This window comes from Novipirellula sp., assembly GCF_041583735.1.
Classification (GTDB): Bacteria; Planctomycetota; Planctomycetia; order Pirellulales; family Pirellulaceae; genus Novipirellula.
In genome coordinates this window covers 1-13545 of sequence record NZ_JBFHFD010000194.1, presented here as the reverse complement: position 1 = coordinate 13545, position 13545 = coordinate 1, and the positions used below count along the sequence as shown (strand labels likewise).

The following is a 13545-nucleotide window of genomic DNA, read 5'->3' as shown; positions in this document are numbered from 1 at the left end:
TGTCATACATGCCGGAAACGTAGGCCGGTTGTCCCGACATGATCGCCGATCGAGATCCGTTGCACGCAGGAGATCCGCAATGAGCGTTGGTGAACAGCATTCCCGATTCCGCAAGCCGGTCGATGTTTGGCGTGCGGGCTTGCGGGTGTCCCTTTAAACATCCGATCCAATCGTTTAGATCGTCAACCGAAATGAACAGAACATTCGGCTGCTCCGCCACCGCCGGCAGCGATAGCGATGTCCATAGCAGACAGCTCATCAGCGACGGTATCATCCATCGCAAACGGCGAAAGGGGGTGGCAATCGGTTGCATTCGTATTCTCCGAGCGTAAATGGGATCAATCCCGTTATCGTGATTCTGGCTAGATGGCTTCGCTAGCGGGCGTTGTTTCTTAGGCTTCGCTTGTTAATAGTTCGGCGCTTCGAACTCGCGGCGAAGCCGTTCGTACTCTTGTGACAATTGGGTTCGTACGGCCGAGTATTCTGGGTTGTGGTAAACATTCACCAACTCGTTCGGATCCTTATTTAGATCGAACATCTGCCATTCGTCGGTCGCGGGAAGGTAGAATAGCTTGTGATTCTTCGTGCGGACTCCGAAGTGTTGCGGGACCGCGTGTTCGCCAAGTTCATAGTAGGCATAGTACAGCGAGTCACGCACTTTCGCGGAACTGTCACGCAATACGGGCATTAGCGAGTGTCCTTGGACTTCATCTGGAACCGGCAATCCTGCACATTCCATGAACGTCGGTGCGTAGTCGATGTTTTGGATCAAGGCTTCGGGTCGCGAGCCCGGTTTGATCATTCCGGGCCAACGAATCACAAAGGGCATTTTGAATGATTCTTCAAACATCCATCGTTTGTCGAACCAACCGTGTTCGCCCAGATAAAATCCTTGGTCGGACGAATAGATCACGATCGTGTTTTCTGCCAGATCGTTGTCGTCAAGGTATTTCAGCAAACGACCCACGCTGTCGTCGACAGCCTTGACCGTTTCAAGATAGTTTTGTGCATAGCGGCGATACTTCCACTGCACCATTTGGCGGTGATTGATTTTGCCGGCGCGATAGTCGCGAACGAACTCGGCGTTTTTCGGTGCAAAGTGAGCGTCCCACTGGACTCGCTGCTCGCTTGTCATTCGGTTGTATTCAGGCGTTCCGTAATTTCGAAACGAGGGTAGTTTAAGATCACCTCGTTCATCATCGCGAAGTTTCAAATCGTAGGCCCAAGTCATGTGGCGGTCGATTTCCATTTCGTTCTTCGCCAGCGTGGCGGAGCGATTGGCGTAATTGTCAAACAGCGTCGCGGGTTCTGGGATTTCGACATCGTCGAGTGTTCCCAAGTGACGAATCGCTGGTGCAAACGTTCGGTGTGGAGCCTTGTGCTGGCACATCAACAAGAACGGTTTGTCCTTGTCTCGTTGCTGCAGCCAGTCAATTGACTTGTCAGTTGTTAGGTCCGTGACATAGCCTTCGAACTTTTTCTGCGATCCATCCATCTGCAAGAAGACGGGGTTGTAGTAGTGCCCCTGTCCCGGCAGTATCTCCCAGTAGTCGAACCCGACGGGATCGGTTTTTAAATGCCACTTGCCGATTATCGCGGTTTGGTAACCAGCCGCTTGAATCGATTTTGCGAACGTCCATTGGCTTGAATCAAAGCCCTTGCCATCGTTTCGCATGAAGCCATTTTTGTGACTGTGTTTCCCGGTCAAGATGCAGGCACGCGACGGGCCGCAGATCGAGTTTGCACAGAATGAATTTTGAAACAGTGCTCCTTCTCTGGCGATTTGATCGATGTTGGGCGTGGGAGCTGCTTCGGCTAAAGGACCGCCATAAGCCGAGATCGCATTGACCGCGTGATCGTCTGAAAAGATGAACACGATGTTGGGACGATCCGAATCCGCAGCGGACAATTCGGGCATCCACGGGCATAACAAGAGCCAAGCGATACTGGCGTAAATCGTACTGATAGAGAGCTTCATCTTTTTGCTTTCGACGCTAGCGTCACAGGTGGGGTGAGGGCGTTGCACAATCGACTGCTGTGCAAGCACTGCAGTCTAATCGATGTTAGTAATGACAATGGCGATTGCAATGCGGGCTTCCGCATGCAGGCGAATGCGACGGAGACGGTTCGATGAACTTCCGCCGCAATGTGGCGTCTCTGGTTGTGAGATGCCGGCGGTAGCCGAATCCATTTGCAAAGTGGTTTTAGCGGAAGAAAGTAGGATAGCGTGCAAATGTCGGTCGAACGGGGCGATTGGATTGGGCGTTTTATGTTTTCCTGTTAATTTTTTCAGCGAAAAAATATTGTGACGGGATCCACCTAGGTGTTTGCCGTTGTCGTACGCGGTGTGCCGAAAGGGGCAAACAACTGCTTTGCGTTGTAGCGGTGGATTGATGCGCAATAGGCGGCTCGCGGGGGTTGAGTTTGCCACAAAAACACAAGGCCGCACGAGTTGGTTGGCACTGCTGAGCGGCGTTTTTCGCATGTCTTGACTGCGATTATGAAGGGGGCGAGCCAGGGGCGATTTAATGCGTTGTGCGCAAATACTTCATATAGCAACTAATTGATCCAATCACCGATCGTGGTTGGATTCTAGACTTTGTGTGTGGGGAATGCGTTGTGCCTACACAACGTTCCGATTTTTGCCGCCTCCCCTTACGGTTTACCGCGTCCCCACTGCGTCACTCGAAGGCTTTTCTAAACGGGGCTTTCGGGACTGTCACATTACGTTTTCTTTATCTGGATAGATTAACAAAGGTAAGCAATGAAATCGAAGATTTCAAAAGGATTCACACTAGTCGAACTACTGGTGGTGATCGCGATTATTGGGGTGCTTGTCGGACTTCTGTTGCCGGCGGTGCAAGCGGCTCGCGAGGCTGCTAGGCGAATGAGTTGTAGCAACAACTTCAAGCAAATCGGCTTGGCGATGCACAACTACGAATCGACCTATCGTCAATTGCCGCTCCAGGGCGGAGGGACCGCCACGCTGACTTCGGGCCGAGAACTGGCCCCCGGAAGCAACAGTCTTGAATTGTCCGCATTGGTCGGCTTTACGCCGTTCATCGAACAGCAAGCACTGTGGGAGCAAATCTCTAATCCGTACCAAGTTCCTGCGGGCGAACCCGGCGCCGGGAACCTCTACGCTGCCATGGGCCCTTACCCTGGCCGTTCGTTCAGCCGTCTCGTTGCATCTAATGCTGGGCCTTACAATCCGTTTGAGTCGGATATTCCAACATTCCGCTGCCCAAGCGATCCAGGCGTTGGGCTTCCTGCGATGGGCCGTACCAATTATGGCGTATGCATGGGCGACTCCGTCGATGCGACCAACCTTGGCCAGATCTATAACACGAATGGGACTGCGAAATCGACGAGCATCTTCCAAGAAGCCAACGCCAGCAACCGAGGCTTCTTCAAGAGTCAGTTGAAATCTGCCTTTCGTGATGTGTTGGATGGTTTGTCGAACACGATCGCGATGGGTGAGATGATCACCGACATTGGTGACAATGACAAACGATCGACCCCTGTCAACGGTAACTCCGGACCGACCGGACCGTTGAAATCGACGGGCGGTGCATTGTCTTGCGAAACCTTTGTCGATTCGGATCGGCCTTTGTTCTGGGATTCGGGTGCACCTTTCACATCGAGTTCCGTCGACAATCGACGTGGTTATCGCTGGGCCTGGGGCTTGCATCTGCACTCAGGGGTTTACACGGTCCTGCCGCCAAACCGAGAGATGTGCTTCAGCGCCAATTGGCACCAATCCGAAGCGGTATGCCCACCGAGCAGTCGGCACCAAGGCGGTGCTCATGTTTTGATGGGCGATGGCGCCGTCAAATTCATTACGGACTCCATTGACGCAGGAAATCTGGGGGGCCGAGCGATGGTCTCGGTCGATAACCAGAACGATGACGCGATGTCGATGCCCGGTTCGGCAAGCCCCTTTGGAGTCTGGGGGGCACTTGGCACCCGGGCTTCCAAGGAAGTGGTTAGCGATGAGTTTTAATGGCTAAGTGCCATGGTTTAGACAGCGTGCCCGGGGCTCTGGGCACGCTTTTTTGTTGATCAATGCTTCTTTTGTTTTCTCATGCTCGAGGCCGGCGAAATCATCCTCGTTGTTCTTGAAATGAGCTGTCCTAATTGTTTCCTCAGAAATCTGAGTTTGATATGAACGTTCGTGTGTTTTCGTTTGCTGTTTTGTTATTGGCGGTGTGCTCCGTGGGTTGCGCAGAAAAGAAAGTCGAAAAAAGCTATAGCGCTTCCGATGTTGAGCAATTGTTGAAGGATCATCCGGAATTGAATGATCCTCCTCCGGCAGAATATGCTGAGTGAGTTACGAGTAACGAGCCTTAGGTGAGAGCGGGATCTGATTCTCGCTGTCTGCATGGTTCCGTTGCGTCGCAAAAGCCCATCTCCGTCGGCAAGTCCGAATGAGGTGGGCTTTTTTGTTGCGCCGCATGCAATACGCCCTTAATGACCGCTCCGATACAAGCAGGCCTGCGTACAAGTCGGAATGAAATCGCAGTCCAATTCAGGGAAGCGTCAATGGCTGGGCGTCCCCCCGGGTCTCCGGTTGTCATACTCGCGGTTGCAATGCCGCAGTGGCGAATTGGATTGGTTGTGCGCAAATACTTTATACGGCAACTACTTTATCCAATCACCGGCCGTGGATAAGCGCTAGGATCTTAAGTGGGAGTGCGTTGTACCTACGCAACGTTCTGATTCTTGCCGCGTCCCCTTTGGTTGTTCGCATTCCCATTACGTCACACGAAGGCTTCCGTCAAGGAGTTTCGCTGGAGTGTCACATCACGTTTTATTTTTTGTTTAGATCAAAGGGTAGGCAATGAAATCGAAGGTTTCACAGGGATTCACGCTAGTCGAGCTACTAGTGGTGATTGCGATTATCGGGGTGCTTGTCGGGCTTCTGTTGCCGGCAGTGCAAGCGGCTCGTGAGGCCGCTAGGCGAATGAGTTGTAGCAACAATTTCAAGCAAATCGGCTTGGCAATCCACAACTATCATTCGACCTTCAATCAAATGCCGGTCCAAGGCGGCGGTGCAAACGGCAACGGGTTTGGCGACGGCGGAGGTAATATCACCTCGGGGGGTGGCCGCAGTTCACGTCGGCTTAGCTTCCTGGTCGGTTTGACCCCGTTCATCGAGCAGCAAGCGTTATGGGAAAAAATCTCTAACCCGAGTCTCGAAAATACGACCGGTACCGCCATGACCGGCCCGTGGAGTCCGATGGGGCCCAACCCTTGGACCCAAGACGGCTATGTGCCATGGGCGAGCGAGATTCCAGGGTTCCGTTGCCCAAGTGATCCCGGCACCGGGCTGCCTGCACAAGGCCGTACCAATTACGCGTGTTGTCTCGGGGACGGAATCTATGTCTATCATTACACTGACCCTCATCCTTGGGGCGATCACCGAGGTTATCCTGGTGGAGTTTCGGAAGCCACCGCCGGCGAGCGAGCACGCGGTAGTCACCGTGGAATGTTCCGTCCGCGAGTCGCGATGAAGTTCCGTGATACGCTTGACGGATTGTCCAATACGATCATGGGTGGCGAAATTGCAACCGACCTTGGCGATCGTGATGTGCGCACCGATCTTGGCATTGTCGCTGCCTCGTCAACCCAGGCACCTTCGGCCGGCCAGGCCTTTCTCGAGCCTGGTCTCTGCGACGATCTGGTGGATCCCGCCCGTCCAAAATTTTGGCAGGCTTCGGGCGTGGCCCTGATGCCATCGTCGGACAAACGTGGGTATCGCTGGGCCGATTGGGGGCCTGTGTTCTCGGGTTTCTACACTTTGCACGCACCCAATAGTGCTGCCTGTACGACTTCGAGCAACTCCGCGACCTACGGTGGCCCCATGTCCACAAGTAGCCGCCACCAAGGTGGTACTCATGTGTTGATGGGAGACGGTGCTGTCAAATTTGTTACCGATTCGATCGAAGCGGGTAATGCGGAAGCCGCAACTCCGTATTATTACAGCAGTTCCAACAATAACTTGGTCGGCGGTGCGAGCCCTTATGGACTTTGGGGGGCATTGGGTACTCGAGCATCTCGCGAAATTGTTTCGGATCCACTCTAGTCAACCGCAAGTTAGCTAATTCGTGTTCCGTCTCATCAGGTTCGTCCAGATGATCAAAATCTGGACGGGCTCCGTGCGAGACATTCAGTAACATCTACAAATTATGAGAATCCAAATGAAACAAACGAAACCATTTCTGTTATTGGCGATCAGTTGCATCTCGATGGCGCTCGCAGGTTGCGATACAGGCGGCCCGCCGAAAATGATCGTCCCCGAAAGATCAGCCGAAGAAATTCAAGCGGCTGTGGATGCAAAAGAAAAAGCGGGGCAGGGACAACCCGATTGATCCATCGAGAGGCTCGACGCATCAATCGATCAGTGTCCTGAGTCTCCGACATCAAGTAAACGACCATCGAGGGCAGTCGCTTAGGCTGCCCTCGATTTTTTTTGCTCTGAACCGCCGTGATGGGGCAAATTACTGGATTTGATGTATCAATCGGTGGCGTTAGCGTCTCAGCATGATGTCCCCACGGATTACGTCTGTGGTGTTACTCGTTGGAGACGAATTGTCACGCATGAACATGTCTAAGCATCGGATTCGTGCAATCGCTAGGTCATCAAGTTCGTTGCCAGACGTCAAATGAATTTCAAATAGGTTGGTGGGCACCGATTGAGACATTGTGCGTCTTAGCGACGTGGTGTCGGCCAGTTTAAAAGCTTTTGAAGACAAATCGAAGGAGGTTTAGACATTGATGCTGAGATGAAGCACAACGGTACTTGCCCCCTTTGTTGTTCACGAGAAGCAAAAATCCATCAGAATTTCCCGTGACATCGAATGCAAGCTGTCTCGGTAGTTGCTGGCAATCACACTGATCAATGCATTACTGGGGCTCTCAATCGGAATGGTGATATGAAGGCTGGTCGCTGTTCCACTGTTGGTAACGGTCCGCACATTCTCAGAGAGCACATGCCACAATTGGAGACACTAGGTGATTTGCTGTCCGCGTGCGGCGCGGTTAATCGAGATCGCGGAGAAGGACGATAATCGCTCTCTGGAACTTACGAATCCTTCGGTAAGCGGCCCAGCCTAAACCTGAACTGTTAAAACTTCTGGCTTGACATCGAATACTGAGGGTGAGCTTTTCTTCCGGACTCTACTGTGGTTACCTCTCCACCGACGAAGTCGGGGAGAGGTCGAGCACGCCTATAAGTTTTGCTCGGGTGAGGAGACAACCACGTAACCGGCGAGCAAAGCCGGTGCAATCGGCGTTAACGTCGGTGGGTGGATTGCTTGGTCAGCCCCCTCACCCAACGCCGCTGCCTAGAAAACGCTCGCAACCGCGTGGTAAATGGCTGGATTCTGCCCCAACTGGATTCCGCCCCAACACGGATAGAGTATCCTGTATGCTTCCCTCTCTCCTAGCTTCCATACTTCTTTGGTGTAGACCTAATGAAAAAATACGACGCGAATCGACGTACCTTTTTGAAACGCACGGGAACCGCGGCGGCGGCGACTGGAGCGGTTGCCTATTTCCCGTGGACCCAGGCAAGCTTTGCCAATGAAGCCAAGAACGATCGACCGACCATTGGTTGTATCGGTGTCGGCAGTATGGGCACCGGTGATGCTCGTGGTCACGCGAACTTTGGTGACATCGTTGCGGTTTGCGACGTTGATTCTCGCCATGCGGATCGGGCTAAGAACGACGAGCGGATTGGCAAAGGCAAAGCGGATACTTACAAAGACTATCGTGAGGTCTTGGATCGCAAGGACATTGACGTTGTCAGCATCGTCACGCCTGATCATTGGCACGTGAAGATTGCCATTGAAGCTTTGGAAGCCGGCAAGCATGTGTTCTGCCAAAAGCCGCTGACGTTGACGCTTGAAGAGAATCAATTGATTCGTAACGCCTGTCGTAAGTATCCCGATTTGGTATTCGTTGTGGGAACGCAACAGCGCAGCGATCGCAATAAGTTTTTGCGTGCGGTGAACATGGTGCAGAAAGGGTTGCTTGGCGATATCTCCAAGGTAACCGTCGGCATCAACGGTAGCCCCACCGGCGGACCGTTTCCTGTCGTGGATCCGCCAAAGGAATTGGATTGGAACATGTGGCTCGGGCAAGCTCCGAAGGTCGACTACCGTGAGAAACGTTGCCACTACGAATTCCGATGGTGGTACGAGTACTCAGGCGGCAAGTTCACCGACTGGGGTGCTCATCATGTTGACATCGCAACATGGGCGATTGGCCAAAACGGTGACGGTCAAGGCCCAAGCGAAATTGATGGCAGCGACGCCAAGCATCCCGTTCCCTACGAGAACGGCTACGCGACGGTGGATGATTCCTACAACACTGCGCACGACTTCGCTGTGAAGTGCAAATTCGAGGGCGGAATCGAGATGAACGTGACCAGCCGTGGTGACAACGGGATCACGTTTGAAGGATCCAAGGGTAAAATGTTCGTCAATCGTGGCAAAATCACAGGCCTGCCAATCGAAGAAAACTGGGACAAGGACAAGTTCACCCAGGACGACGTGATGGCGCTGTACAAAGGTAAAAAACCGGAGGGTCACAAGGACAACTTCTATCGCTGTATTCGCGAAGGCGGGCAGCCGATCTCGGATGTCTTTACTCACGTGCAAGCGATGAGTACCTGCCATCTGTCGGCGATTGCCGCACGGTTGGGACGTACCATTAAGTGGGATCCCAAGTCGGAGCAAATCTTGGACGACGAGGAAGCCGCCAAGTTCTTTGCACGCACGCCACGCGAAGGCTTTGAAATCCATCGCGTCTAGTCGGTTCGCCGGGTTGTAAACCCAAAAGCGACTGAAAGCACTCCGGAAGGTATAACCTTGAGGTCCCGTAAAACAAAGACACCCGAGACCTTTGGCGGAAATCGCCCCGGAGACGGTTTCAGAGGCAGGCGGATAGTGCTTTTGCAGAGACACGCTGAAAGACCTCTGTCAACCGAACGATGACGTAAATCCTGGCCCCGACCACGATGAAAAAGCGGGGCACCGACCGTTATTTTTGACATGGGCGTGTTTTCGGTCCTTTCTAAAAACTGTGCGGTGCTTGGCAGATGGTGTGAACCCAACGAGCCGAAGAGGCCCGTGCGATTTACCACACGCTGAACCGAGCGAATCGGCGCAATACGATTCTGGAGCGTTTCATGCTAACGCTTGGTGTCTGCCCCCTTTCAGCGAACGAAGCTCAAGACTTCCTACGAGGGAGGGGCTGCGATTGTTAGATTCGACTTACTAAATACGCACCTGAAGGTGACCAATCAGCAATACGCAAGAAACTGGAACATAGTGTGGGGGAATAAGTATTGAACGAAATCTGTCTAAAACTATTCCACGGAGACAATTATATTGGGCAAAAAACGATTTCAGCGGCTTAGTGTATATGACGCAAGTTTCGGAAAACGCTCGATGTCCGCGGTCGCTGAGGAGTATGCCAGACTCGGAAATTTCCGTGACGACTGGGATCCTGGTACCCAGCGTACCAGCGACATTGCAGTCGCCTTTAATGCTGTCGTCTTTGCTCATCTTGAATTCAAACCAGAGATACCGACGGCACGCATTTTGAAAAAGGGAGTTGAGCTGTTCGTCAACTTCATGACAGGAACCTGGTGGGTTGATGCTCCTGGCTATGAAAAAGGGCCGTTTTCTCGACATTGGATTGACGGCTATGTACGTGGTGCAACGTTGTGCCTACTTGCGAACGAGACGGGCAGACTGGCAATGTGTTCAGAGCGTCTGGAGGGCAAGCATCGACATGGATCTCCGCAAATTCCACTGGAGATTTGCGACTGCTACTTGGTCGTCGCGTTATCCATGTCTGCCCGAAAGGCCAAGGCAAAAACGATTTGTCGGCGCATCAAGCAGGGTCGGAACGCGACTGCAAAACGCTTCTTAGAGTGTTACGAATCGATTGAACAAGGAGACGAAAAACTGTTTCAAAAGTTTCTCCTCATACTTCTCAAACGTTATGCAAAAACACGAAAGGCCTCAGAGGGAGATTGCTTCGACGTTCATTCCAGCATTCTTGCTATGCTTGCGAAAGAAAAATCACTCAATCTGCCCGAATTGACGGAAGAACTTTCTGACTTAACTTTCTGACTTATTGGTGTGCAGGCGAACTGTATTGTAAGAGATATCTAATGGTACTGGGGTAGTTTCGAGTCCGAAGGAGGCAAAACGGGGGTCGGGCATCGTTGTTGCAATGACGCAAAACACCGGTACCCCTCCCCCTTTCTGCGAACGATCTTTACTGCGGCGGTGGCGGCCAGTTCAGGTGCTTGTGAAGAAAATCAAAAGTCCCTTGGCCATTGATGCTGTGGCCGCCCTGGAAGAACTCGATGCCGACGCGATCTGATTTTCCGAATTGCGCGTACAGCCAGCGGACTTTGGCGAATTCATGGGCCACCCAGTGGTCGCTGCCGACGCCGTCGTGATGACCGCGTTCCACCATGAACGGTCTTGGGTACATTAGATAGGTCATCTCCGCATAGTCGAACGTGTGTCCGAGATTCCAGTAAGGCATCTCCCACTCGATAGACCGCATGAACGAGAATGGTTGGTCGGTCGATGCCACTTTGCGTGTCCACTGGTTGAAGTCGCCCGAACAGATCGACAGACAATACTTCGGCAGCGCCGTGGGCACTCGGACTGCGGTCTCACCGCCATAGCTCAGACCGTAGAACGCAATCCGGTCGCCATCGACAAAGGGCAATGAGTCCAGCCATTGGAGCATTTGATCGTGTGAGGCGATGATGAAGCTGAACAGCGTGCAACCGATCGCATTGGCCTTGCGATCGAGCCAGCGATACTTGTCTTCACCACGATACAAGTTATGAGGCGCAAACGTGATAAAGCCTCGCTCGGCTAACTTGGCGGCATAGTCGTTGTAGGCCGTCTTGCCGTTGTCAATCGTATCACGCGGGATGCCATTGCGACCGTGCTGGCAGACCACTACAGGTCGTCGTTCTCCTGGCTGTAAATCTTTCGGAATCAACAACGTGCCCCAGGCGAACAACGACTCGTGCACGTCTAGCACCACGTCGTAGGCAGTCCACTGGTCGGTTTCCGCAACCTTTCGTGTCCGCGCATTAGGTTGCAAAAGCGGCACGTCAAAACGGCCCATTGCCTCGCTAACAAAACGTTCGCGGAACTCCTTTGTGGCGTCAAAAAAAACGTCATCCGCAACGACATCGTGCGTCTTGTTCGTGCTCCAAGGTCGATCCTTCCATTCCGGGTGCACGTTGTACAGGAAGAAGTCGTCTCGAATGTGCTCAGATTGCCGCACCAAAGCCTGAATGTGCTGCTCGGCCTGATCGGTGCATCGCTTCTGCCGCTGTGCAATTCGCAACACTGCATCGGCACGTCGGTCGTCGAGGCCGTCGATTGCTATGGCGGTATCGGTAGCGTCAAAGCTTTTAAGGAATGCATAGAAAGCCTTGTCGGACCAACGAGTCGCCGGAACGTCGTTGTCACCGAGAATGAGTTGTGGCGGTTGCCCCTTCGCAGTTTGCCGAATCCTGTTGAACTCGGTCTGTACCCGATCGGACGGCGGAGTGACGATGTCGCCTTTGTGTCCGGCGGCGGCCGGAAACTCACTGTGCTCAATCAGCAATGAACGAGGGGCGATCAGAGAGGCAACTTCGGCATTGCCAAGCCGCATCGAGCGCCGCCACACATTGCGGTAGATCGGCTCGGACCAAGCGGCATCACTGCTATCGAAATAGCCGCTTACGAGTGTGCTGTCGATTCGATCGTCAATTGCTGCGGCGTGCAAGGCGATCAATCCCCCTTCACCGTAGCCGACAATCCCGATCGGCTTGTTGGCTTCGTTTTGATCTGCGAAGCAATCGACGGCTGCGAGAATCCGCTGCAGGTCGTAACCGATCACGTGCCGGCCCATGTGGAACGCTTGCCGATAGATCCATTCGCGATCTGTCATGTCCGCTCGCATGATCCGCTCGTCATCGGTCTGCATTTTCTTGCGACTGATGATTGTCGGGATGATCAGGTCGAAACCACTGGCTGCCAATCGCTTCGCAATCTGATCATTGGGGCCGAGTCCTACGGCGAGTCCCAGCAATTGTTCGGGCGACTGATCGGCGTCGGGAACCACAACGCACATGCCAATGGCGGACTCCTTTTGTTGCACCCAAAGTCCTTCGCCGAAAACATTGGCGAACACCGGCCAGCGAACTTGAAATACGCGAAATCGATCCGACTCGGCAACCAGTACCGGGTTTGCCGCATCACCGTATTGTTCCAATCGCGGTGGCAGACGTTGTTCGACAACACCAAGTACCGTCCGAAGCTCTGATCGAAGCGATGCTTGCTGAACGTCATCAATTTTCAGTTCGTGGCGATTTTCGTTGGCGACGGCGATCCGCGAGTCAACGAACTTGTGAGCTCCGCTCATCAAGCGGCCTGATAGATCCGATTCAGGCCACTGAAGCGGCTTCGTGTCGGCAAGCGTTTCAATCGGCGTAGCTGGCTGCTCAGGCAGAACGTTCAACAACACCAGTGTTGCCCAGCAGGCCGCAGTCGTCGAGATGAATTGGTCCTTGCCGTGCGGATAACCGGTTTCAAAGTAGGTTTGGAACGGTTTACTACGCGACACGACATGCCACGAGCCGTCGTCCAATTGCGTTCGCAGCAAATACTCCAGACCGCGTTTGTAGCTGTCTTCCGTTACCGCCGTCCCCGCCTCGGCCAACGCATACAGAACCGTTGCGGTTGCATAGGCGTCGCTTTCCACCTCCGCTAGTTGAGCCCAACCGCCATCGGGTCGTTGCTGGGCAATCAAATCCTGAGTCAGTTTTTCGGAGCGTTCGTCAAGCCCGACATAGGGCAGAGATAGCAGCTGAAAAACACGATCCTCTGTGTCTTTCGGTTCCGCAGTCTCAAACCATTTCGCTGCACTCTGTGTGGCCTCGTCAATTTTCGCCTGATGTGAGGGACGACCAAAGTTCTCGATCGCGCGGAGTGCCAAGTACGTTGTCGCGAAATTGCTTTTTTCCGAGGGCGGGCGATTGCTCGAGCACGACCAAACGCCGCTTTCATGTTGCTTGCCTAACAAGTAGTCGACGACCGGATCGGTAATGTCGTCTGCGGATCGCTCGCCAGCTTCCAGACCCCACAAAGCCCAACCGGCCGTATCGACTTGCCCTCCCGTGCCGCGACCGTCGGCATATTGTTTCTGCGACCGTTTCAAGTGCGAGTAGGTATGCTCAAGCTGGCGAAGCAGATTGTCAGGGTCGATGTGAAAGCCATGTTTGCGGGCTTCGGCAAAGACCACGACTGGCATCGCTTGCCCGTGACAGGTGAAGCAAGTGCGGCGCTGCGACGTTTCCGCCGACGCGATTTCCAGAAGCGGCAGCGATCGCTCGACTGCATCGTGCACCCGTGCAGAAAAACTCAGCGGCTCCGCGGCCGCCAGCAGATGGCAGTGGGAGCTAACATACAAAAGGATAGCAACAACAATGGCGGTTGTACGAGGCATGTT

9 protein-coding genes are annotated in these 13545 nt (G+C 53.5%); 5 read left to right on the top strand and 4 right to left on the bottom strand.

The genetic code is table 11. The features are described 5' to 3' along the window. The 3 genes from ABX962_RS15775 to ABX962_RS15765 form a co-directional block, all read right to left on the bottom strand. The coding region (locus ABX962_RS15775) for a sulfatase-like hydrolase/transferase (RefSeq protein ID WP_372721017.1) at nt 1-313 on the bottom strand (313 nt) is incomplete at its 3' end. Nucleotides 314-406: 93 nt separating this feature from the next. Then, nucleotides 407-1978, bottom strand: coding sequence for a sulfatase (locus ABX962_RS15770; protein ID WP_372721016.1), 1572 nt, complete (start codon nt 1976-1978; stop codon nt 407-409). Nucleotides 1979-2053: 75 nt separating this feature from the next. Then, nucleotides 2054-2485, bottom strand: coding sequence for a hypothetical protein (locus tag ABX962_RS15765; RefSeq protein WP_372721015.1), 432 nt, complete (start codon nt 2483-2485; stop codon nt 2054-2056). Nucleotides 2486-2764: 279 nt separating this feature from the next. Here ABX962_RS15765 and ABX962_RS15760 point away from each other — a divergent pair, with 279 nt between their 5' ends. From ABX962_RS15760 to ABX962_RS15740, 5 genes are all read left to right on the top strand, one after another. Further along, entirely contained in the window at nt 2765-4003 is a 1239-nt protein-coding gene (locus tag ABX962_RS15760; protein ID WP_372721014.1) for a DUF1559 domain-containing protein, read from the top strand. A gap of 837 nt (nt 4004-4840) precedes the next feature. After that, nucleotides 4841-6085, top strand: coding sequence for a DUF1559 domain-containing protein (locus ABX962_RS15755; RefSeq protein WP_372721013.1), 1245 nt, complete (start codon nt 4841-4843; stop codon nt 6083-6085). 115 nt (nt 6086-6200) lie between these two features. Then, nucleotides 6201-6371: a hypothetical protein gene (locus ABX962_RS15750; protein ID WP_372721012.1), complete on the top strand. Its 171-nt coding sequence runs from the start codon at nt 6201-6203 to the stop codon at nt 6369-6371. Nucleotides 6372-7475: 1104 nt separating this feature from the next. After that, a complete protein-coding gene (locus ABX962_RS15745; protein ID WP_372721011.1) occupies nt 7476-8816 on the top strand; it encodes a Gfo/Idh/MocA family protein in 1341 nt (446 codons plus the stop codon). A 639-nt stretch (nt 8817-9455) separates the two neighbouring features. Continuing rightward, a complete protein-coding gene (locus tag ABX962_RS15740) occupies nt 9456-10145 on the top strand; it encodes a hypothetical protein (protein WP_372721010.1) in 690 nt (229 codons plus the stop codon). A gap of 148 nt (nt 10146-10293) precedes the next feature. Here the strand turns inward: ABX962_RS15740 and ABX962_RS15735 are convergent, their stop codons facing one another. Next, complete coding sequence (locus ABX962_RS15735; RefSeq protein WP_372721009.1) at nt 10294-13506, bottom strand: prenyltransferase/squalene oxidase repeat-containing protein; 3213 nt, start codon at nt 13504-13506, stop codon at nt 10294-10296. Nucleotides 13507-13545 lie beyond the last annotated feature (39 nt).